This is a genomic window from Borreliella yangtzensis, assembly GCF_014201775.1.
GTDB classification, from domain to species: Bacteria; Spirochaetota; Spirochaetia; order Borreliales; family Borreliaceae; genus Borreliella; species Borreliella yangtzensis.
The window spans coordinates 178,221-202,612 of record NZ_JACHFG010000001.1 but is presented as its reverse complement, the minus strand read 5'-3'; the positions used below and the strand labels follow the sequence as shown (position 1 = coordinate 202,612).

The window sequence follows — 24,392 nt, the reverse complement described above, 5'->3', positions numbered from 1 at the left end:
ATTTTAATATGTGAGGAATTGATGAACAGGAAACAAATAGCTAAAGGTAAGTTGGTAAGGAGGTTTGGTATTAATATTTTTGAACAGCCAAAATATGACAAAATCCTTAAAAAAAAACCACATCCTCCCGGAATGCATGGAAAAGCTAGAAAAGCTAAAATCACAGAATATGGAAAACAATTGATAGAAAAACAAAAGATAAAGTTTACTTATGGTGTAAGCGAAAGACAGTTAACCAACACTTTTAAAGAAGCAAAAAAACATCATGGTGTTACCGGAGACAACTTACTATCAATACTTGAAAGAAGAATTGACAATATTGTATATAGAGCTGGATTTGCCATCTCAAGAGCACACGCAAGACAAATAGTTTCTCACGGGATTGTTATATTGAATGGAAGAAGGGTTACAATTCCTTCAATCATATTAAGAGCAAATGATTTAATTCAAATAAAAGAGAAAGACAGTCTAAAAAAATTAATAAGATCAAATATAGAAAAAACTTCGTCTCTTAGAAATTTACCAACTTGGATAGAAGTAAACGCTGATGATTTAAACATAAAAGTAAAGCATGCTCCATCAAGAGACGAAATACCTACGCTTGCTAATGAGCAAATGGTTGTAGAGTATTATTCTAAGAGAGCATAACATGCCTTTTATTTTTGTATTGTCAAAGAAGCAAAAAGTGGCCAATTAAAGCCACTTTTTTATTTACCTTTTTTTTTACCCTTTAAAAAATTTTTCCCTAAATTATTTTTAGCAAAACAAGAAAAACTGTTATTCTTTTTTAAGCTTTTAGCATAAGGTTGAGCACTAAAAGACGCTCTACTTCCTGAAGGTTTTCTAACTCCATCTTTCATATATTTACTCCTAGAATATAAATTTAAATTTTTAAATAATATTCAAATAATCAAAAACTTCTTCCAAATTAGAGACAAACTTAACATCTATATTATCCTTAACTTCTTCTGGAAGCTTAAAATAATCTTTTTTATTGTCTTTAGGTAAAATAACTTTGTTTATACCGTTTCTATAGGCTGCCAAAACTTTTTCTTTAATTCCACCTACAGGAAGAACGAAGCCTTTTAAAGTTATCTCACCAGTCATTGCAAGATCCAAAGGAACTTTTTTGTCGGACAGTATTGAAGCAATTGCTGTTGCAATGGTAATACCTGCAGAAGGTCCATCTTTTGGCGTTGCTCCTTCTGGAAAATGCAAATGAATTTCGGGACTTTCTTTTACGTCGAAATTAAGCTTAGAAGAATAAGTTTTAACTATAGAATATGCAAGCTGTGCACTCTCTTTCATAATAGCTCCAAGACTACCTGTTAGAATAATATCTCCTTTTTTCTCAAACTTAATTGCCTCAACAGGAAGAACTGTACCACCATAATTTGTCCAGGCAAGTCCATAAACAAATCCAGAAGAGTCAATCTTAATTAAATCCAAATTATATTCAGTATCAACGTAATTATAATAATTATTAATATTGATTATTTTATAAATACCTGGAATATCAGGATCATGAGTAAAAATTGAATTATTTCCATGTATCAACGAACTTGGTGAATAAAAATTGCCTTTAATAATTTGATCTTTAGAATACTTATAAAGCAACTCCCTTACAAGCTTCCTAATCAAGTTAGTTAAAACTCTCTTTAGCCCCCTTACACCGGATTCCATAGTATAGTTTCTAATTAAATTCAAAATAACATCATCTTCTATTCTTATATAGACTTTGTCTAAAAAACTTTCTTTAATTATACTTGGAATCAAAAAAATCTTAGCAATTTCTAACTTTTCAATATAAGAATACCCATCAACTTTAATTATTTCCATTCTATCAAGAAGTGGCTTTGACATACCATGAAGAGAATTGGCAGTTGTAACAAATAAAACATTAGAAAGATCATAAGGGATTTCTAAATAATGATCTATAAATTTATAATTTTGCTCAGGATCTAAAACTTCTAACAGAGCAGATTCTGGATTACCTTTATAACTATTATTAATTTTATCTATCTCATCAAGAAGAATAACAGGATTAGATTTGCCTGATCTTTTCATTGCACTAATAAAAACACCCGGAAGAGAACCAACATAAGTTCTTCTGTGTCCCCTAATTTCTGCCTCATCTCTTAAGCCACCAAGAGATATTTTAACAAATTCTCTAGAAAGAGACCTTGCAATAGATTCTACAAGAGATGTTTTGCCAACGCCAGGAGGCCCCACAAGGCATAAAATAGGAGCTTTAACCTTAGAATTAATTTGATAAACAGCTAAAAAATTTATTATCTTTTCTTTTGCTTCATCCATACCATAATGAGAATTTCTTAAGATAAACTCAATCTCGCTTAAATGATTTTTCATAACAGTATTTTCATTCCACGGAAGATCTAATATTAATTCTATATAACTTCTAATAATATTAGCATCAGGAGAATTCATCTGCATTTTAGATAATCTAGAAATTTCTTTTTCAATCTTAAATTTAACATCTTCTGGAATATCTTTGGAATTTAATCTATCAATATAATCATTCTCATCTTTGCCCAGTCTTTTTTGTATCTCTTTAACTTGCTCAGAAAGAAAATAATCCCTTTGGCCCTTATCCAACTTAGCTCTAACTTTAGAATTAATATCTTTTTTGAGATCTAAAAGGTCAATTTCAATATTCAAATTAACAATTAACTTTTCTATCCTGGTTTTAATATTTAACTCTTGCAAAAGCTCCAATTTTATACTATTTTCTAAATTTGAGTTAGAGGCTATAATATCGACAAGCTTACCTGGATTCTCAAAATAATTGATTGACTCATTATCACTATCATAAGATTTTAAAGATAAAGAATTTCTATAAACTTCATAAGTTTCTTTTAAAAATTTAGAATAAGCAAAAAGTTCTCTGTTTAATCCACTAGCATCAGGCACAAAAGTAACTTTGGCTCTCAGATAATCATTTTTTTTTGAAACGCTACCTATAAGAACTCTGCTTTGACACTCGACCAAAACCTTTATTACATCTTTACTGACTTTTATAACCTGAATAAGTTTGGAATATGTACCTACAGAGCATAGGTTTTTAATCCCTTCTTTGCCAGATCCGTCATAATTAGACTCACTTGGATAAGCAAAAAGAATCAACCTATCTTCTAACATGGATTGAGCTATAGAATTAATTACATATTCATTATCAAAAGTTACCCACAGTGTCATATTAGGGAAAAGAACATTTTCTTTTAAAATAACAATTGGAAGATCTTCTTTTTTATTTTTTATCATATTTAAGATTGATTTCATATAACTCTTTTGCCCAAGGTTTTTTAGTTGCATTTCCCACCAAAATTAATGGGTTAATATCTGCATTTAAAACAGACTCTTTTGTAACAACAACCTTCTTAGTCCTACTAATAGAAGGAACCTCAAACATAACATCTTTAAGAAGACCCTCTAAAATAGATCTAAGACCTCTTGCTCCAGTATTTTTTAAGATAGCTTCATCTACGATTGATTCCAAAGCATCTTTTTCAAATACTAATTCTACATTGTCCATTTTAAACATATGATAATACTGCTTAACAATAGAATTTTGAGGATCAACTAATATTCTCATCAAATCTTCTTTACTTAATTTTTCAAGATACGAATGTACAGGAAGTCTACCAACAAATTCTGGTATCAAACCAAATTTAATCAAATCTTCCATTTCTAAATACTTCAATGAAGTGTCTTCTCTTATGTTCTTTTTTTCAATCGCTGAAAACCCAATAGAACTCTTATTCATTCGATTCTTAACAATATTTTCAAGCCCAACAAATGCACCGCCACATATAAAGAGTATATTTTGGGTATTAATTTCAATAGTGTCTTCATAGGGATGTTTTCTTCCTCCTCTTGGAGGAACATTAGCAATAGTACCCTCAATTATCTTTAACAAAGCCTGTTGAACCCCTTCTCCAGAAACATCTCTTGTTATTGAAACGTTTTCATTTTTTTTAGCAATCTTATCTATTTCATCTATATAAATAATCCCTTTCTCGGCTAGACTAACATCCCCATGAGCAGCATGTATCAATTTAAGTAAAATATTTTCTACATCTTCACCAACATATCCAGCTTCTGTCAAGGTTGTAGCATCTGCTATTGCAAACGGCACATTCATCTCTGCAGCCAATGTTTTTGCAAGCAAAGTTTTACCACTGCCTGTAGGCCCAACCAAAAGTATATTGGATTTTTCAATCTCAATACCATTATCATATTTATTATTTTTCAATATTCTCTTATAATGGTTATAAACAGCCACAGATAAAACTTTTTTTGCGTCTTCTTGCCCAACAACATGCATATCTAAATGATCTTTAAGTTGTCTGGGAGTTGGTAAACCATTGAACTTAGAATCTAGCGACTTGCACAATTTTTCTTTAAAAAGATTGTGACATATTTTAGAACACTCAGGACAAATAGCTACTCCATTAGATATAACAACATTACCCCCAAGCTCAGCAACACTAAGCCCACAAAAAGAACACTCTTTTACTTTTTGACCTTTTACTCTTGCCATAAAAATTTCTACCGAAAATAAAACTACTCCCTCACTAGGATACTATCAATAAGACCATATTTAAGAGCATCGTTTGAAGTCATAAAATAATCTCTTTCCATATCAAGAGCCAGTTTTTCCTTATCAACCCCTATCTGATTAGACATAATATCTATTATTAATTTTTTAAGTCTTAAAATCTCATTAGCTTGTATATTAATATCGCTAGTTTGACCACTTATTCCACCCCAAGGCTGGTGAATCATTATTCTAGAATAAGTTAAAGATTCTCTTTTGCCTTTAGCACCGCTAGCAAGCAAAAAAGCTCCCATTGAAGCGGCTTGTCCAATGCAAATCGTTCTCACATCGGGTTTTATATATTGCATAGTATCATAAATCGCAAGACCTGCAGTAATACTGCCTCCTGGAGAATTCAAATAAAGATAAATATCTTTACTTGAATCTTCTGATTCTAAAAACAAAAGTTGAGCAATCACGGTATCTGCTTTAGGATCATTAATCTCACCACTCAAAAATATTATACGCTCTCTAAGTAATCTTGAATATATATCAAAGACTCTCTCATAATTTCCAGTATGCTCTATCACAGTAGGTATTAAATTATGCATAAACTCCATTTTTTTACTCACAAATTTTACAATTAACAAAATCTTTAAAAGAAACTTGCTTACCTTTTACTTCCTTAAGATTTGCCAAAATTTTTTTATTAACTCTTTTTCTTTTGATATCATCCTTTAAATAAGAAATTAAATTTTGATCTTCATAAAATTTTTTAATTTCCTCATAATTTACACCTGAATTCTCAGATTGCTTAATCATCTCATCCTTAAGCTCACTCTCAGTAACTTCAATTGGATCTAAATCTACCATTTTCTGAATTATCAACTTAGATTTTAAATTGCCAAGAATCTCATCTTTTACGTTATTGCCACCAACATATCCTGAAGAATAAAACATACTTTTAAACTCTTCAAGACTAATCTTATTTTGCTTTGCAATATCCTTAAAGGCAATTTCAATTTCTGCCTCAATCATTGAGTGAGGGATATCTATTTCTAATTTTTCAGAAATAGTAGAAAAAAATTTATTTAGCTTTAAAGCTTCTTTCTTTTCCTCAATAAGGTTTAAAATATTAGATCTTATAAAACTTTTAAGATCATCTAGAGTATTATATCTATCACTAATATCTTTTGCGAATTCGTCATTTATTAAAGGAAGATCTCTTTTTTTAATACTCTTAATCTTAATTTTTAATTTTCTTGAAGAGCCCGCAAGTTCTTCAAATTTATAATCCGTAACATAAGATTTTTTTATAAGCCTCTCCTCATTTAGTTTCATACCGACTACATCTCTGTCAAAATCATAATAAGTCTCAGATTTTCCAACTGTAAAAACAAAGTCTTGTCTTTTTGTTGATACTATCTCATTTAAAACATCATCAAGTTCAACAAAATCTACTTTAACAATGCTATCTTCCTTGACAATTCCTTCCTCATCTTCAATGATAATTGAATTTTCTATTTGAAGACGACTAATCTCATTATCAATGTCAAAATCATCAATCAAAACTTCAGGAACCTCTACTTCAATATCAATACTATCAAAATTTGGAATCTTAAATTCAGGGTAAGTCTCATATACAAAAGTAAATTCAAAATCTTTATCAAGATTTAATCTTAAATTTTTTTCCTTTATAATAGGAGAAGCATAACTTAAAGGCATTCTAGATTCTTCTTTAAAAAATTCTTTAAGAGAATTATTAACTACCTCTTCTAAAACAGTAGCTCTTAACCCCTCAGAATATTTACTCTCAATAATATTAATAGGAACTTTTCCAACTCTAAACCCCTGAATTTTAAGTCGGGAAGAATAGTCTTGCAATAATAAGTTATATTTTTCCTGAATAACATTTTTTGAAACTCTAATAACAACCTCAACTTTTGAACCCGGAAGAAGCTTAATATCTTTACTCAAAATCACTGTTAATGCCTCAATTAAACCTTATTGACAATTATTAAAAAGCGAAAGACGGGATTTGAACCCGCGACTTTCACCTTGGCAAGGTGACACTCTACCCCTGAGTTACTTTCGCAATTTTACAGAAGGTGGGAGTCGAACCCACACGCCGAAGGCACTAGATCCTAAGTCTAGCGTGTCTGCCAATTCCACCACTCCTGCATACTTCATACTCAAACTAGTATACAAAAACTTAAAAGCTTTTGCAAGTATGCCCCATTTGCCAAATAAATAACATTTTCGCACTCAGCAGGACTCGAACCTGCAACCTTCGGATTCGAAGTCCACTGCTCTATCCAATTGAGCTATGAATGCAGCTAAAATAAAATTGATTATAAGGTGATTGACGGGGCTTGAACCCGCGACATTCGGAACCACAACCCGACGCTCTACCAACTGAGCTACAACCACCAATAACGAATTACTATAATATTTTATAGATATTTAATTTCTAAGTCAACAAAAGATAAAAATCTACAACTTTTATTAAAAAATTAAATTTTTAAAACTAAAATTTTTTAAATCTTTCTAAACTTTTTTTCAAAAAATCATAAACTCTAATAGTTGAAGAAATGTTTACCCTTTCTCTAGTAGTATGCGGCGATTCAATCCAAGGACCAAGAGTAACTGATTCTATACCTCCCAACCTAGAAGATATTATGCCTGTTTCAAGCCCTGCATGTATTAAAGAAACATTAGCATCTTCAAGATACATCTCTTTATATACACCTTGAAGATGTTTTACAAGATTGCTATTCTTATCAGACTGCCAAGAAGGATCGTCATAAATTACACGCAAATTAGCTCCTGATAAATTACTTATTGATTGCAAATGATTGCAAATATACTCTTTGTCCAAATCCAATAAAGATCTTATTAAAAAAGTAAAAATATAGTTATCTTGCACTTTTAAAAGACTTGAAAAATTTAAAGAGGTCTTGATAAGCTTGTTTTCATAATTTTCTACTTTTTGAACTCCATGTAAAAATCCCATTCCCATATTTAAAAGCTTGTTTTTGCTATTTTCATCAAAAACTTTAACTGCTGAAAATTCTCTTCTATTAACAATAATGTCAAATTCATTTTCAAGAGAATACATACTTTTAACTTTAAACGCAAAAAGTTGAAGCTCTTTATTTAATAAATCATAATCACTGCCATTAATAAAGATTAAAGCCTTAGCTCCATTTGGAATTGCATTACTGCTGTCCCCACCAAAAATACTTTCAATCTCAAAATCAATATTTGCTTTAATTTCAAAAAGAGCAAAAAACATTAATTTTAAAGAATTTGCCAAATCCAAATGAATATCTGCTCCAGAATGGCCACCTTTAAGTCCTTTAAACAAAATTTCTACTTTTGTTTTTTTTGTTACAAGGCTATATTGAGGAGAAAAAACAATCTCAACAAGTCTTGATCCCGCACAACCAACTAAAAAATAACCTTCCTCTTCTCCGTCAAGATTAATAAGGCTTTTACCACTACATAGCTTAGGATCAAGATTAAGAGCACCTATTAAACCTATTTCTTCGTCAACAGTAAAAAGAAGTTCTAAATCGGGATGAGGAAAACTATTGGCCTCACTCATAATACCCAACATCATAGCTACTCCAATCCCATTATCAGCTCCAAGAGTAGTTCCCACCCCTTTGAGATATCCATCCTCTTCAACAATTTCAATTGGATCTGTTTCAAAATTATGTAAGCTAGACTCATTTTTTTCACAAACCATATCAACATGGGATTGTAAAATAATAGGATGCATATCAACATTATTGTTAGATTTTATCTGAACTACAATGTTACCAACAGCATCTTCTTTAAAAGGATAACCAAATTTTTTGGACCTTTCCTTAATAAAATTAATAATTCCTTTAAAATTTTTTGAACATCTTGGAATTTTTGATATTTCTTTAAAAAAATCAATCACAATACTCATAATAACTTTCCTTTCCTTATAATCAAATTCATAAACGGCTTAAATTTATTATAATTACTCATATAGTATACTAAATCAATCTTAAAATTCATTCAATAAATTTAATAATTCTTGTCAAGCTTTATTTTTAACAAAATCTGCATAATAATTAAAATTTAAAAATTCTTTGGGAATTTCTGAAATAAATCTTGAAGGCATCTGCTCAAAAACTTGCCTATCTTTTTTCCGCTTATTAGCCATAGTAATAATAAGAGATTCTTTTGCTCGAGTTAATGCAACATAAAAAACTCGTCTCTCTTCTTCTAAACCAACTTCACTGTCTTCAATGATTCTATGATGAGGAATGATATTGTCTTCAACAGCAATAAAAAATACACAATCAAATTCTAAACCTTTAGCAGAATGTACTGTCATTAAATTAATATTAATATTTTCAGATTCTTCACTTACTTCATTAGATTGAAGAACTATGTAGTTTAAAAAACTGCTTAAATCTTTCAATTCATCAAATTGTTTGCATTCCCAATTTTTAATTATACTTAAAAATCCTTCTATATTTTGATATTTATATTCAGCCACTTTTATTGAATTGGGATTTTCACTAACTAAAAATCCCCAATATTCAATGCTTTCTATCATTTCTTTGATTATTTTAGAATACGTGTTTTTTGCTATACTAAATTTATATTGATACTCTTCAATAAAAGATACAAAATCTTCTATACTTTCAATGACTTGCTTATTTAAAGCCTTTTCGTAACTAGAAATGTTTGTAAAAGAAAAAGCAATATCACAAAGAGCATCATAAATGCAACAACCTTTTTTGTCTGCTATATTTCTAATTTTTTTCAAATATTCCTTACCAATTCCCCTTCTTGGAACATTAATAATTCTAAGTAGATCATAATCGCTTTTAGGATTTATTATTACATTTAAATAAGAAATAATATCTTTTATTTCTTTTCTCTGAAAAAAAGATGTTCCTCCCGAAACTTTATATTTTATGCCCTGTCTTCTAAAAATCATCTCAACGTTTTTAAAAAGAGCATTAGTTCTCATAAGAACTCCTATCTTTTTAGATTGAAAACCTTTACCCTTTGAAAGCTCTATGATTTGACTAGCAATAAACTCAGATTCTTGAATTTCATCCTCAAATATAAAAACATCTATAACTTTGCTACACATCTTTGAAGACCACAAAGTCTTTTCTTTTCTATTTTTATTATTTAAAATCACAGAATTAGCAACATCTAAAATATTTTTTGAAGAACGATAATTTTGTTCAAGCTTTATTTCTTTAACGTTGTAGTCTTTTTCAAATTGCAACATATTATTATAACTAGCCCCACGCCAAGAATATATCGATTGATCATCATCCCCAACACAACATAAATTACTGTGATTTATTAAAAGACGAATAAAATTATATTGAATCAAAGAGGTATCTTGAAATTCGTCAATCAAAACATACTTATATCTTTTAGAATATTTATTTCTAATATCAAAATTATTGCTTAACAATTCTTTTGGTTTCAAAATTAAATCGTCAAAATCAAAAGAATTATAAAGCCTTAATCGCTCCTCATAAAGTCTAAAAATATTTATATCTTCTTCCTTTAAATCACCAAGAGTAAGAATCCCATTTTTTAAAAGTGAGATAACATTACTAAGTGAATTTAAAGAAACTTTTTTATTGAAAAGACCTTCATCAAGTAAAATTTCTTTAAGAAGAGAAATTTTATCACTATCATCATAGATGCTGAAATTTTTCCTATACCCTAACAATTTATAATTTTCTTTTAAAAAAAAAAGTCCAAAAGCATGAAAAGTTGAGACCATAAGATTGCTAAGAGGACTTTTCAAAATTTTTTTAATTCTATCTTTCATTTCATTAGCTGCCTTGTTGGTAAAAGTTAAGGCTAAAATTTCCTTCTGGGCAATACCTTTTAAAAGTAAATGCGCTATTCTATAAGTAACAACCCTTGTTTTTCCACTACCAGCACCAGCAATAATTAAAAGAGCACCCTCAATAGTGGTAACTGCTTCATATTGAAATTGATTGAGAGAATTTTTAAAAAAATTATCAAGCAAGATTAAAAAACCTTTGTTCCATCTGGATATTCTACAATAACTTTAAAGTTTTCGGGAAAAGCAAAAATCTTTCGTGACTTAGATTGATCAAAATCTTTAGCTAAGATTGGAATACGATATTTATTTAATGTATTAACAGCAAACTCTGAATTTTCAAGTCCAACTTTAACTGATCCTTTCGCCATAAAATTAGTTCCTCCAAAAAGCTTGGCCTTAAGATTACTTTTATTAGCTCCACTTTCTAACATTGCATTTATCAACATAGGAATAGCATAAACCCCATATCTTCCCCTTTGGGCAGGAGATATATCAAGATCCGACTTGACTAGAACATAATGATTCATTCCAATTAAATTACTCGATTCATCAAAGAGTACAACCGCAACACAAGAACCAAGGATTGTAGAAATAACTCTTTTATTTGAAACAAAAGCTTCGCCCGGAACTATTATTGTAACATCTCGTTTCAATTTAAAATTAAAATGATTTAACATAAAATTTAATACTCTCTTAAAAAAAATTTTCTAAAACTCTTATAAAGCCCTTGCCAAAACCCTAATTTATTTACTTTACTACTAAACAAAGCAACATCCCCTATTTTTTCCTTTTCTAAAAAAATCATAGCCCTCCCCACGGACATATCTCCACTAAGAGGAGCAACTAACTTATCAACAGTATAACTTATATTAATTTTATCAAATTCATCTTTAGTCAAAACATAATAAAAAGGCTCTTTAGAAAAAAGAGCAACTGTATCTACTGTACCATTATAGACTTTTTCTTTTAATTTTACTATTAAAGGAAATTTAGAATATTCATTAAATCCATACTCAAATAAACTTTTTGCAATTAAAGCTCTCATCTTCTCTCCAGACCCACTAATTCCTTTTTTAACTCCCAATACAACCGCTATTAATCTTCTCTCGCCCTTTAAAGCAGTAGCAACAATATTTAAGCCCGATTCCTTAATGTATCCAGTTTTAAGACCATCTGAATAAGGATATTCAGATATTAATAAATTAGCATTTTTTTGTTTTAAGTTTAAAAATTTTGATGATAAAGTAATTCCTAAATTTTTACTCTTTGGATAAACAAAATACTCTAAAGAATGAATATTAAGCATAAATTTGAATTTTTCTATATAAGATTTTGCAAAAAAAGCCATATCTAGTGCTGTAATTTTATTCTCATTGCTATATCCAGAAGGTTCAACAAAATACATATTTAAAAGTCCTAAATTTAAAGCATTAATATTCATCAAATTAACAAAGCTATTTACATCACCAACTACAAACTCAGCAATAGCAATAGAAGCATCATTGCCTGACGAAACTGAAAGTCCCTTTAAAATCTCTTCAAAATTAACAATTTGACCTTTTTCTAAAAACATTAAAGAAGAATTCAAGGGGGCATTATAATATGAAGCAGAATCACTAATAGGAACTATGCTTTTTAATTTTATATTTCGCTTTTCTGCCTCAATTAATGCAGTATAAATTGTAACAATCTTTGTAAGCGATGCCGGAGGAAAAACCAAATTAGGATTTTTAGAATAAAGTATCCGCTTAGTATCAAAGTCCATTAAAACTATTGATTTTGCATGTCCTGATAATTCATTAATATCCGCTAAATTAACAGCAAAAAGATCATCACAAAGCAGAAAAAAATTAAAAAATAAAATTAATAACAATTTTTCAATAACACAGTTACTATTCATGTTGTAATATTAAAATTATATATTATTTATTGATTGTTAATTATAATACAATTTAAAAGGAGCTATTTTTTATGAATTTTTATGATTTTATGGCAGCTTTGGTGCCAATAATCCTAATAATTATTGGCCTTGGCATAATAAAAAAGCCCGCTTACTATGTAATACCTATATCATTAATAACAACTGTTGCTATAGTTATATTTTATAAAAACTTAGGAATACTAAACACAAGTCTTGCAATGCTTGAAGGCGCCTTAATGGGAATATGGCCAATAGCAACCGTAATTATTGCTGCCATATTTACATACAAAATGTCAGAAGATCAAAAAGATATAGAAACTATTAAAAACATTTTATCAAATGTATCTTCTGATAAAAGAATTATAGTCTTGCTAGTAGCATGGGGATTTGGAAATTTTTTAGAAGGAGTTGCTGGATATGGAACTGCTGTTGCAATCCCTGTTTCAATATTAATAACAATGGGATTTGAACCGCTTTTTGCCTGCTTAATCTGTTTAATAATGAACACTTCATCAACCGCTTATGGATCTGTGGGAATCCCTATAATATCTTTAGCTCAAGCAACTAACTTAGATGTTAATACAATTTCATCTGAGGTTGCATTGCAACTAATACTTCCAACTCTAACAATACCTTTTATATTAGTAATTCTTACAGGAGGAGGTATTAAAGGATTAAAAGGGGTATTCCTTCTTACTCTATTATCAGGAATGTCAATGGCAATATCTCAAGTATACATATCAAAAACTCTGGGGCCTGAACTTCCTGCAATACTTGGAAGCATCCTTTCTATGACAATAACAATAGTTTATGCAAAGTTTTTTGAAAATAAAGATGTGAACAATCAGCAAAGCAAAAATAAAAACATAATACCCCTATCAAAAAGAATTATTGCTTGCTCCCCCTACATTTTAATAGTAGTATTTATAATAATTGTATCTCCCCTTTTTAACAAAATTCACGAATACCTAAAAGCTTTTCAAAGCACTATTAGCATTTATCCGGAAGCAAATCCCCTACATTTTAAATGGATTACCTCTCCAGGCTTCTTGATTGTGCTTGCAACAATAATATCCTACTCAATACGAGGAGTCCCAATATTAAAACAACTAAAAATATTTATGCTAACTTTAAAAAAAATGGCATTATCTTCATTTATAATCATGTGTATTGTTGCAATATCAAGATTAATGACACACAGTGGAATGATAAGAGATCTTGCTAATGGAATTTCAACAATAACGGGCCAACTTGGACCATTATTTAGCCCTCTAATTGGAGCTATTGGAACATTTTTAACAGGAAGTGACACAGTTTCAAATGTTCTTTTTGGCCCCTTGCAAACACAAATGGCAGAAAATATTGGAACAAATCCTTACTGGCTTGCAGCAGCAAATACAACAGGGGCAACTGGGGGAAAAATGATTTCTCCCCAAAACATCACAATAGCAGCAACAACTGCTGGATTAATTGGACAAGAAGGCAAAATTTTATCAAAAACAATAACTTATGCCTTATGCTACATTTTAGCAACAGGACTACTGGTTTATTTAGTATAAATTAACCATTTAAAATAAATAAGATTAATTTTATTATCAATTAATCTTATTTATAGATTTGAATAATCTAAAAGCCACAAAATAATAATGTGCTCTTGAATTTTTATCCAATATTTTAATATTATATATGTTATATACATGCTATTATATTGTATATAATAGCATGTATATAATGCATTTATTAATACATTTAATTAATAACTAGAACTAATAAAAAAGTTTATAGTTATAACAGGAAGGTATAATTATGAAAAATAATATTTTATATAAATTAATTATATTTTTAACTACATCTGCAACAATATTTGCAGCAGACGAATTAAAGGAAAAAGATATATTTAAAATAAACCCATGGATACCTACATTTGGATTTGAAAACACGAGTGAATTCAGATTAGATATAGATGAGCTTGTTCCTGGGTTTGAAAACAAAAGTAAAATTACCATTAAACTTAAACCATTTGAAGCTAATCCCGAATTAGGCAAAGATGATCCATTCTCAGCTTACATTAAGGTAGAAGATCTTGCATTAAAAGCAGAAGGTAAAAAAGGCGATCAATTCAAAATTGACCTAGGAGATATAACAGCCCAAATTAATATATACGATTTCTTTATTAAGATAAGTACTATGACAGATTTTGACTTTAACAAAGAATCTTTATTTAGTTTTGCGCCTATGACTGGATTCAAAAGCACTTATTACGGATTTCCAAGCAATGATAGAGCAGTAAGAGGGACGATTCTTGCAAGAGGCACTTCTAAAAACATAGGAACAATTCAACTAGGATACAAACTCCCACAACTAGACCTTACATTTGCAATAGGGGGAACAGGTACAGGTAATAGAAATCAAGAGAATGACAAAGACACTCCATACAATAAAACCTATAAAGGAATACTTTATGGAATTCAAGCAACATGGAAACCAATAAAAAATATACTAGATCAAAATGAAAATGTTCAATCTGTAATTGCAGAAACACCTTTTGAATTAAATTTTGGCTTATCAGGAGCTTATGGAAACGAAACATTTAATAATTCATCAATAACATACTCTTTAAAAGACAAATCCGTAGTCGGCAACGATTTACTTAGTCCAACTTTATCAAATTCTGCAATTTTAGCATCTTTTGGAGCTCAATATAAGCTTGGATTAACAAAAATTAACAACAAAAACACCTATCTTATTTTACAAATGGGCACTGATTTTGGAATAGATCCTTTTGCAAGCGATTTTTCTGTATTTGGACACATCTCAAAAGCAGCAAATTTCAAAAAAGGAATATCCTCAGATCCTAGTCAAAAAACTGAAGACATATTCGATCCAAATGGCAACGCCCTTAATTTCAGTAAAAGTAAAGAGCTTGGCATTGCATTTTCAACAGGAGCAAGCATAGGCCTTATTTGGAATAAAGACACTGGTGAAAAAGAATCTTGGAAGATTAAGGGATCTGATTCATACAGTACAAGACTATTTGGAGAACAAGACAAAAAATCTGGGGTTGCATTAGGAATAAGCTATGGACAAAATCTTTACAGATCCAAAGATACAGAAAAAAGATTAAAAACCATATCTGAAAATGCATTTCAAAGCTTAAATGTTGAAATTTCAAGCTATGAGGACAATAAAAAGGGACTTATGAATGGACTAGGATGGATAACATCTATCGGTCTTTATGATATCTTAAGACAAAAATCTATAGAAAACTATCCTACAGCAAGCTCAAGTGCCAATGCGAACAATCAAGCTGGAAAAGATTCAACAAGCAGCGCACAAGCTGCAACTCCCAATCTAACATTTGAAGACGCAATGAAACTCGGTGTGGCTTTATATCTTGATTATGCAATTCCAATAGAATCCATTTCAACAGAAGCGTATGTAGTACCCTATATTGGAGCATACCTTTTAGGACCTTTTAATAACATCTCAAGCGATGCTACAAAAATTTATTTGAAAACAGGCCTTAGCCTTGAAAAACTAATAAGATTTACAACAATTTCTATTGGATGGGATTCAAATAACATTATAGAGCTTGCTAATAAAAACGCAAATAATGCCGCTATTGGTAGTGCTTTCTTGCAATTTAAAGTGGCCTACAGTGGTAGCTAACAGTAAAAGAAGGGCAAAGCCCTTCTTTTTTTTATACTTAAAACCCAAATTAATCAATTATTACTTAATATTTCTTTCTTTGCAAATTTTTTCATAAGCACCTTGAATTTTAATAAATTTATCATTTGCATCTTTTTGCCTTACCGGATCATTTGCAAACCTATCAGGATGATATTTTATAACAAGGCTTTTATAAGCCTTTTTAAGCTCGTCATCACTAGCACTATGGGTTAATCCCAAAACACTATATGGATTTACGATTTTAATATTAATATCTTTATAAGTTTCATAACCATCAGATTCAAGTTCAAGGAAAACACCAACATAAGAAATAAACTTTTCAGCTTCCAAGTTTTTATACCTAGAAAGTCTATTAATCTCTTTAAGAGAAGCAAAAAGCCATATAAAAAGATCTTTATGTTGAAAATATCCAAGCTTAAGAGTATACAAAATTTTATCCGCATTATTATTCTTAGTAATAGCAGAATGAAAGATAGTATACAATTCTGATTTGCCACGTTCAGACAAATTCAAAGAATTGATAATGAAATTGACATAATTTAGCTGTTCTCCCGTTACAGTTCCCAAAATAGATAGTAATTTAGCCATTAATAAAAAAGAAAGTTTATAAAATTCAAACTCTCTAGACCTAGAATATGAATAATCCCTTGTGAGATATATTCTAAAAACACCTAAAAAACTAAATAATATCAAAACAAAAGGAAATAATATAAAAAGCATTCCTATTAAAATGGGATTAAAAATAAAAATAAACAACAACACTAAAAAACATATTCTAATTAAGCTTGGCATTTATTAATCATAACCTCCAAACATAATTAAGGTATGTCAAAATCTTTAATAAATCTTACAACTTCCTTTTTTATTTGTTTTAATTCAATATCAGACTTTGCCTTTAAAGCTCTAACAATAAATTTAGCAACATTTAAAGAATCATTTTCATTTAAACCCCTAGAAGTGATCGCAGCACCACCAATTCTAATCCCAGAAGCTACAGAAGGGCTTTTTTTGTCAAAAGGAATAGCATTTTTATTTAAAGTAATATTCACACCCTCAAGCAATTTCTCAGCTTCAACACCTGTAAGATCCAAGCTGCTTAGATCAACCAAAAATAAATGATTGTCTGTACCTCCACTAACAATCCGAAATCCTTCCGATTTAAAATATTCGGCCATAATTTTAGTATTTTTTATTATGTTAGCAATGTATTCTTTAAAATTTTCTTGAAGAGCTTCTTTGAATGCAATAGCCTTGCCCGCAATAACATGAACTAAGGGACCCCCTTGAGTTCCCGGAAAAACTGTAGAATTGACAACATCAGACAAAGCTCTCTCTTTCCCATTAAAGTTTACCAATTTGTTAAAATCTTTTCCAGAAAGTATTATTCCACCTCTTGGGCCTCTTAAAGTTTTGTGCGTAGTGCTTGTAGTAAGATGCGCTACATCAATCGAAGAATTATGAAAACCGGCAACAATAAGACCTGAAATATGAGCAATATCACACAAAAGATATGCAGAAACATCATCTGCTATTTCTCTAAATTTTTTAAAATCAATTTCTCTTGAATAAGAAGAAGCTCCAGCTATTATTAAATTTGGTCTACAATCTCTAGCTATTTTAAGAACCTCATCATAATCAATAAGCTCAGAGTCTCTAGAAACACCATAAAAATAGGTATTAAAAAATATGCCAGAGAAATTTACCCTACTACCATGGGTTAAATGCCCTCCATGAGACAATTGCATGCCAAGAATCCTGTCACCTGGGTTAATAAGAGCCATTATAGCAGCCATGTTAGCCTGAGATCCGCTATGAGGCTGAACATTGACATAATTTGCACCAAAAAGCTCTTTTGCTCTTGAAATTGCCAAAGTTTCAATCTCATCAATAAAAGAACACCCACCATAATATCGATTCAAAGGATACCCTTCTGCATACTTATTGGTTAAAATACTACCAACAGCCTGCCTTATCTCTAAAGATGTAAAATTTTCAGACGCAATAAGATCGATATGTTCTTTTTCTCTTAACTTCTCTTTTTCAATTAAATCAAATATTTGATCATCTCTCATTAAAAATTATCCTCCAAAACAAACCTATACATTAAAGAATACGCTCCGTTAGTCAAGCTTTTATACTTTAAAAACCCAGAATCTAAATACCCATCAAAAAATTCATTTTTATCATAGTCTTCTTTGCACCCATATTGAATATAGTTTTCAGACATATTTAAAAAATACTTAGAGCTATCCTTACATAATACTGCATTTATTATATCAAAATACACAAAACCAACCCCAGGCAAAAAAAATTCAAACCAATAATGCTCAATCAATTTAAGAGAATTAGAATCATAGTAAAGTCCAACTATATTTCTTAGAGGAATCTCGTACTTTAAAAATAATAAATTAGTAAGAACTATTAAATTGCTAGATGAAATTTTTCTCTCTTTAATAGAATCCTTTAAACTTAAATTATTTTCAACAATTTTAAAATTTGAAATCAAAACATCGATAATTGCTTTAGCCAACTTATAAACTGAATTATTCCCAGCAGTCATAGATAAAATTAAAGAATCTAACGATATTAAATCAACAGAGCTGTAAGATAAATAATCTTTTTTTTTGTCTTGAACATATGTTTTATATTCTTTATTGTTAATAACCCCTTTGACCTCAATACTTTCTAAATATTTAGTATCCAAAAATTCCAAATTAAGTTTATGCGTCTTTACCCTAGTCTCAAAAATAAATTTATTTGTCTTCAGGTTTTCAAAAAATAAATTACCAATATTAAAATCAAGACAATTATTACTGCATTCTGTAATTTTTTGACGCTCATTCTCAATTGGCCTTAAATAGAAAATATTGAAATTAATACCTTCAGGGTTTGAATCAAAATTATTACTAATATCTTGAGTGAAATAAATTTCTTCAATTATTGTAAACTCTTTTGAATCACCTAAAGTCCACTTAAAAAAATCATCTTTAACAGAAAACGAAACTTTATTGCTTTGAAGATTGTCCAATAAAACATAAAGCTTACCGCCAGAATTTAAAGTTTTAGGAGGAATAAATTCCACCCTATTCTCAGAAACATCTAAAATATTTTTAGGAGAAATTGTATAAAGTTTGTCCTTAGTTTCAAGAAAAATTTTAATAATACCAGAATGTGAAAACAAATTCATACCTTGCAATACAGTTGAAGAATTTGCATTTAAAACTATTTTATCCTCTGAAAAAATAAAAGGTATATTTTCTCTATTAAGCTTAACAGGAACTTGTCTACTAATAACAAGAAAAAGCTCGTTGCTAGTCCCGCTTTCATTTTTTACAAAAATAAGTCCAGAATTTACTTCGTCTGTAATTTTAAAAACTATTTCAGTATTACTCCAACTAATTATACTACTTTTAACCAAATAATTATTGTTAATATTAATCTCACCTGTATTATAACCTAAATTATTTCCTTTAATAACAATAATATCCTTGTGTGAAGTGGGAATTGGAGATATTTCATAAATAACTGGCTTTGAATAAAATAAAAATCCAGAAAAAAGAAATAAAAATAAAAATATAATAAAAATTAAACTTAAATAAAAATATTTATTTTTAAAAAAAATAGCCAAATACTAGCCTCTTTTAACCTTAGTTCCTTCCTTGGTATCAACCAAAACAAAGCCTTTTTTAGCAAAAAAGTCTCTAATTTCATCGGCACGCTTAAAATCTTTCTCACATTTAGCTATTCTTCTTTCTTCAATCAAAGTTCTCATATCATCATCAATAACTACATCATGATTTTCTAAACTTTTTAAAATTTCTTCTTTCAAATTAAGCGACATAATTTCATCAAAAACAAAGGCCAATTTAAGTTTTGAAACAAAGCCTAAATTTTCAGATTTAATTATCTCCCAAAGCAAAGCCAAACCCTGAGGAACATTCAAATCAAAAGAAATTTTTTCTACAAAAGAATCATAATATTCTTTTTCTATATTACAACTAAAATTTTTTAAATCCTTATCAAAAACATTTAAATCAACTGGGTCTAAAGATGCATAAAAATAACTTAGTCTGTTTATCATATTTTCCCTAGCAATCTTACTTGCTTGAAGATTATTTAATGAAAATTTTAATTGATTCCTGTAGTGTGATGTCAAACACAAATATCTAAAATCAAGAGGAGAGAAATTTTGCTCTTCCAAGTCATTAATCGTAATAAAATTCCCGCGTGATTTTGACATCTTATTATAATCCATAATTAAAAATTCTCCATGTACAAAAATATCACACCATTTTTTATTCAAAAAACACTCTACTATTGCTATTTCATTTATATGGTGAACCCCAATATGATCAACTCCTCCTAAATGAATATCGAGTGTATCTTTGAAATACTCTAAATTCATAGCAGCACACTCCAAATGCCAACTTGGATAACCAAATCCCCAAGGAGAATACCATTTCATTTCCTGATCTTTAAATTTAGAATTAGTAAACCACAAAACAAAATCGGTTTTATTCCTTTTAAATTTATCAATATCAACTCTGGGAAAAGTCATATCTTTATCAATTAAATCAATGCCAGCCATCTCACCGTAGCTTTTAAAACAAGAAGTATCAAAATACACATTACCATTAGAAAAATAAGTAACTTTTTTTTCTTCAAGAACTTTAACAACCTCTATCATGATGGGAATATGTTTACTTGCGATAAGAACTTTATCAGGATATATAACGTTTAATTTTCTACAATCCCTAAAAAAAGCTTCTGTGAAAAATTCACTAATCTCATAAACCGTAAGACCCTTCTCTCTTGCGGTTTTGGCAACCTTATCTTCTCCATCATCAAAATCGCCTGTTAAATGCCCAATATCTGTAATATTCATTGCATAATTAACTTTATACCCTAAAAACCTTAAAGTTTTAATTAATAAATCACCAAAAATATAAGTTCTAAAATTTCCAATGTGTGCATAATTATAAACAGTGGGCCCGCAAGCATACAGTTTAACATCATCAAAATTTGCTAACTCTGAAAAATTCTTTGTTCTAGTATTATATAATTTTAAAATCATCCATTTCTCAAAATTGAAAAAATAAAAAGCCTAATCTATTATTAAGTAAGTATGTTTAAAAGCCTAAATAATTTTTTTAAAAAAATCAATACAAAGCCTCAAACAAAAAATTTGGCTAACTATACAACATATAAAATTGGAAACACTTCGAAACTATTTCTCATCCCTAAAAATATTCAAGAAGCCGAAAATATTTTTAAAGCAGCAATTGAAGAAAAAATCAAACTATTTATTCTTGGTGGAGGATCCAATATTTTAATCAATGACGAGAAAGAACTTGATTTCCCGATAATATATACCGGACATCTAAACAAAATAGAAATTCACGACAATAAAATTGTTGCTGAATGTGGTACAAATTTCGAAAATTTATGTAAAATTGCCCTCGATAACAGCTTAAGTGGACTAGAATTTATATATGGACTACCCGGAACATTAGGAGGCGCTGTGTGGATGAATGCTAGGTGCTTTGGAAATGAAATTTCTGAAATACTAAAAAAAATCACATTTATAAATGACAAAGGAAAAATCATTTGTAAAGAATTCAAAAAAGAAGACTTTGGGTATAAAAAATCGCCTTTTCAAAATAAAAACTTTTTCATATTAAAAATTGAATTGAATTTAAAAAAAGAAAATAAGAAAATTATTGAAGAAAAAATGAATAAAAACAAACAAACACGAATAGACAAAGGGCACTATTTATTCCCAAGTGGCGGAAGCACTTTTAAAAACAATAAAGCATTCCTTAAACCTAGTGGACAAATAATTGAAGAATGCAAACTCAAAGGATTAAGCATTGGGGGCGCTACAGTATCTAAATATCATGGAAACTTTATTATCAACATTAACAATGCTACTTCCAATGACATAAAAAGTTTAATTGAAAAAGTAAAAACTGAGGTCTATTTAAAAACTGGGCTTTTACTCGAAGAAGAAGTTCTTTACATAGGATTTAAAAATCAGAAAAGCTAAAAAAGAATATCCTTAATCTCATCATTAATTTTTTGAATCAATTCCTTTGTCTTTAATATTTTATCCTTGCAAGATTTTACCAAAGATGAATATTTTTGAAGAGAACTTATTGCATCCAAATTCATCTTAGAAACTTCAAACTCTTTTAAATCCTGACTAAAGTTGTTAAACTTGCTGCTAACAAAAAAATGGTTATTAAATATTTCCTTATACATATTCTTAGCATCTCTAATCTTAGTATCATGAGACAAATACCTTTCCTTAAATTCACCGATTTCTTTAAAATGCTTGGCAAGAGTAAGGTCTACCTTCTCATGTCTTGAAAAATTGCCGTCCACATTATCTTGAATATCCATAAAATTTTTATAAATTGTATCAATCTCTGAATTAATTATTGCAATAATGCCATCAACCGTTTTAAGTTCATCTTTAATGGTTTTAGAATATTTTCCAGAATTAATAGCAAGCTTTCTAATTTCTTCAGCAACAACTGCAAAACTTTTACCGGCATCACCTGCTTTTGCTGCTTCAATTGCTGCATTCATAGCAAGCATATTGGTCTGAGCTGAAATTGAAACTAAAAGTTTATTTACACTTTGCAAGCTGTTCGTTTGAGACAAAAGATCTGCAAAATTTTTATTCACATTTTCAAAAACAATATTTAAATCAAAAACTTTACTTTTAATATTTTCAATATCAGCAGAATTTGTAATAGCAACTTTATTAAAAATTTCTAAATTTTTATCTATACTATAAAAAAAACTAACATTCTCTTCAAAATTTGAAGAGATTTCTGACATATGCTTATTATGGTCATTAATAGGATCAACAACAGCTTCAAAACCTTTTGAAATATCAATAATCGACTTTTCGAACCTAGAAAAAGTATCTCTTAATTGCTCGTAAGCTGTAACGCTAGCATCTATACTCTCAGTATTTAATATAGCAGCTTCTATTTGTTTCAAATAATCATTCACATCTTCCGAATAAAATTTTATCTTCTCAAAAGATTCGTTACTCTTAGAATACAGGCTGTCCAGCTTTGAACTAATATAAGAAATAATAGCTGAGGAATACTTAACCTCCAAAGGAGGATCAAGACGAAAAGGATCATTTTTTGATTTTTGATACTCAACAATTTTGTTAAAATCATTAATTAACGAAAAAATAAAGGTATTACACAAATAAAACATAATAGCAAAAGATGATAATAAAAACATAGAAAACACAATCCAATTTGACTTAAACATAATAGGAATAGAATTGGAATTTAAAATCAATCCTTGAACCAAAAAATCATCGATTTTTACAAAATTTAAAAAATAAAAATCGTTTTCATAATTAAAAGTGTATTGAGAAACAGAAAAATCTTTTTTAGCATAAGCTATAACTCTACCTAAAACATTCTCGCTATAACTTGTAGAAAAAGATTTATCCTTAAGATTATTAAAATTTAAAAAAATGGGCATATAATTTCTGTCAAGCATAAAAAAATTATAATTTTTATTGCTGGATTTAAGAGAATAATATAGCTGATTTTCAATACTATCAAATAACTCATCAAAACATATTAAAATCCCTATCACTCCCAATGTTGCAACAGAATTTCTAACTGGAAAACTTACTACAGAATAAATTTTTCCATCTATTCTTATGTACCTTGAATAATATTTAGAATTTTTTTCTACAGGAACAGAATAAATTGGATCTAACCTAACATCTTTTAACCCCAACGAAGAAAAATTTGAATTTGATATTAAAACATTCTTACCTATAGGAATGTAAAATATACCTTCGAGTGAATTTTCTGCTATAGGAATAGTTTTAAAAATTTTATCTATGGCGCTGAATTCTCTTGACTTTAAAAACAAATCGCTATTTTCATCTAAACTATCACCAAACTTTAAACTTGAAGACAAAAGGAAGCTCTTTGAAGAATTCACTAGTATACCAAACCTGTAACTATCTTTTACAAGCTCTTCAAGAAATCTAGAGGATTCCAAATACTTAGACTTAATAACAGTAGACACACTGTCTAAAAACAGCTTGGTATCAAATTTAAAGCGATCCAAATATTCATTTTTATAATTCACGTAAGAATAGCCTATAAATATAAAATTAAAAATAAGAAATCCAAATAAAACTATATAGAGAAATCGTTTAGTATTTTTCAGATTAACATCGATTAAATTCTCATCAGTCATAAAAGTTCTCCAAAATAACATTAATGTGATTAAAATTTTAAAACAAAAATTTCATCTTTATAAACCACATACAAATAATTACTAATAACAATTGGCAAATTAGACTT

The 24,392-nt window shown here is 29.2% G+C and carries 18 protein-coding genes and 4 tRNA genes; 4 read left to right on the top strand and 18 right to left on the bottom strand.

Features of this window, described 5'->3' with window-relative positions:
- Nucleotides 1-21: 21 nt before the first annotated feature.
- Entirely contained in the window at nt 22-648 is a 627-nt protein-coding gene (gene rpsD, locus HNP68_RS01000; protein WP_183219505.1) for a 30S ribosomal protein S4, read from the top strand.
- A gap of 59 nt (nt 649-707) precedes the next feature.
- Here the strand turns inward: rpsD and HNP68_RS00995 are convergent, their stop codons facing one another.
- From HNP68_RS00995 to HNP68_RS00935, 13 genes are all read right to left on the bottom strand, one after another.
- A complete protein-coding gene (locus HNP68_RS00995) occupies nt 708-860 on the bottom strand; it encodes a hypothetical protein (RefSeq protein ID WP_183219503.1) in 153 nt (50 codons plus the stop codon).
- A gap of 31 nt (nt 861-891) precedes the next feature.
- Nucleotides 892-3,282: an endopeptidase La gene (gene lon / locus HNP68_RS00990; RefSeq protein ID WP_183219986.1), complete on the bottom strand. Its 2,391-nt coding sequence runs from the start codon at nt 3,280-3,282 to the stop codon at nt 892-894.
- Nucleotides 3,269-4,561: an ATP-dependent protease ATP-binding subunit ClpX gene (gene clpX / locus HNP68_RS00985; protein ID WP_183219501.1), complete on the bottom strand. Its 1,293-nt coding sequence runs from the start codon at nt 4,559-4,561 to the stop codon at nt 3,269-3,271. Before clpX ends, lon begins: the two co-directional genes overlap by 14 nt.
- 23 nt (nt 4,562-4,584) lie before the next feature.
- The gene (clpP, locus tag HNP68_RS00980; protein ID WP_183219499.1) at nt 4,585-5,169 is read right to left on the bottom strand and encodes an ATP-dependent Clp endopeptidase proteolytic subunit ClpP; all 585 of its coding nucleotides are present in this window, start codon (nt 5,167-5,169) and stop codon (nt 4,585-4,587) included.
- A 13-nt stretch (nt 5,170-5,182) separates the two neighbouring features.
- On the bottom strand, nt 5,183-6,541 hold the full coding sequence (gene tig / locus HNP68_RS00975) for a trigger factor (protein WP_183219497.1): 1,359 nt from the start codon (nt 6,539-6,541) through the stop codon (nt 5,183-5,185).
- Between the two features lie 40 nt (nt 6,542-6,581).
- Nucleotides 6,582-6,653: transfer RNA gene (locus tag HNP68_RS00970), tRNA-Gly, on the bottom strand.
- A gap of 5 nt (nt 6,654-6,658) precedes the next feature.
- Nucleotides 6,659-6,739, bottom strand: a tRNA-Leu gene (locus HNP68_RS00965).
- A 79-nt stretch (nt 6,740-6,818) separates the two neighbouring features.
- Nucleotides 6,819-6,892, bottom strand: a tRNA-Arg gene (locus HNP68_RS00960).
- A 22-nt stretch (nt 6,893-6,914) separates the two neighbouring features.
- Nucleotides 6,915-6,989 (bottom strand) — tRNA-His (locus HNP68_RS00955).
- 96 nt (nt 6,990-7,085) lie between these two features.
- The gene (pepD, locus tag HNP68_RS00950; RefSeq protein ID WP_183219495.1) at nt 7,086-8,516 is read right to left on the bottom strand and encodes a beta-Ala-His dipeptidase; all 1,431 of its coding nucleotides are present in this window, start codon (nt 8,514-8,516) and stop codon (nt 7,086-7,088) included.
- A 114-nt stretch (nt 8,517-8,630) separates the two neighbouring features.
- Complete coding sequence (locus HNP68_RS00945) at nt 8,631-10,607, bottom strand: ATP-dependent helicase (RefSeq protein WP_221240603.1); 1,977 nt, start codon at nt 10,605-10,607, stop codon at nt 8,631-8,633.
- A 2-nt stretch (nt 10,608-10,609) separates the two neighbouring features.
- Nucleotides 10,610-11,101 carry a chemoreceptor glutamine deamidase CheD gene (gene cheD, locus HNP68_RS00940; protein ID WP_183219493.1) on the bottom strand — a complete coding sequence of 164 codons (492 nt, stop codon included), beginning with the start codon at nt 11,099-11,101 and terminating at the stop codon, nt 10,610-10,612.
- 5 nt (nt 11,102-11,106) lie between these two features.
- Complete coding sequence (locus HNP68_RS00935; protein ID WP_183219491.1) at nt 11,107-12,324, bottom strand: D-alanyl-D-alanine carboxypeptidase family protein; 1,218 nt, start codon at nt 12,322-12,324, stop codon at nt 11,107-11,109.
- Between the two features lie 71 nt (nt 12,325-12,395).
- Between HNP68_RS00935 and HNP68_RS00930 the strand changes: the two genes are divergently transcribed.
- Both HNP68_RS00930 and HNP68_RS00925 read left to right on the top strand, forming a co-directional pair.
- On the top strand, nt 12,396-13,904 hold the full coding sequence (locus HNP68_RS00930) for a lactate permease LctP family transporter (RefSeq protein WP_183219488.1): 1,509 nt from the start codon (nt 12,396-12,398) through the stop codon (nt 13,902-13,904).
- Between the two features lie 247 nt (nt 13,905-14,151).
- The gene (locus HNP68_RS00925) at nt 14,152-16,014 is read left to right on the top strand and encodes an integrin-binding adhesin P66 family protein (RefSeq protein WP_183219486.1); all 1,863 of its coding nucleotides are present in this window, start codon (nt 14,152-14,154) and stop codon (nt 16,012-16,014) included.
- Nucleotides 16,015-16,074: 60 nt separating this feature from the next.
- Here HNP68_RS00925 and HNP68_RS00920 read toward each other — a convergent pair whose 3' ends face one another.
- From HNP68_RS00920 to HNP68_RS00905, 4 genes are read right to left on the bottom strand one after another with little or no spacing between them, the layout of a single operon-like run.
- Nucleotides 16,075-16,827 carry a J domain-containing protein gene (locus HNP68_RS00920; RefSeq protein WP_183219484.1) on the bottom strand — a complete coding sequence of 251 codons (753 nt, stop codon included), beginning with the start codon at nt 16,825-16,827 and terminating at the stop codon, nt 16,075-16,077.
- Nucleotides 16,828-16,853: 26 nt separating this feature from the next.
- Nucleotides 16,854-18,107 (bottom strand): serine hydroxymethyltransferase, encoded by a 1,254-nt coding sequence (gene glyA / locus HNP68_RS00915; RefSeq protein WP_183219482.1) that lies wholly within the window; start codon nt 18,105-18,107, stop codon nt 16,854-16,856.
- On the bottom strand, nt 18,107-19,663 hold the full coding sequence (locus HNP68_RS00910; RefSeq protein ID WP_183219480.1) for an IPT/TIG domain-containing protein: 1,557 nt from the start codon (nt 19,661-19,663) through the stop codon (nt 18,107-18,109). Before HNP68_RS00910 ends, glyA begins: the two co-directional genes overlap by 1 nt.
- A 3-nt stretch (nt 19,664-19,666) precedes the next feature.
- Nucleotides 19,667-21,109: a cysteine--tRNA ligase gene (locus HNP68_RS00905; protein WP_183219478.1), complete on the bottom strand. Its 1,443-nt coding sequence runs from the start codon at nt 21,107-21,109 to the stop codon at nt 19,667-19,669.
- Nucleotides 21,110-21,160: 51 nt separating this feature from the next.
- Here HNP68_RS00905 and murB point away from each other — a divergent pair, with 51 nt between their 5' ends.
- Nucleotides 21,161-22,081 (top strand): UDP-N-acetylmuramate dehydrogenase, encoded by a 921-nt coding sequence (gene murB, locus HNP68_RS00900; protein ID WP_183219476.1) that lies wholly within the window; start codon nt 21,161-21,163, stop codon nt 22,079-22,081.
- Here the strand turns inward: murB and HNP68_RS00895 are convergent.
- Nucleotides 22,078-24,285: a methyl-accepting chemotaxis protein gene (locus tag HNP68_RS00895; RefSeq protein ID WP_183219473.1), complete on the bottom strand. Its 2,208-nt coding sequence runs from the start codon at nt 24,283-24,285 to the stop codon at nt 22,078-22,080. The two genes, murB and HNP68_RS00895, sit on opposite strands and share 4 nt — an antisense overlap.
- Nucleotides 24,286-24,392: the final 107 nt, after the last annotated feature.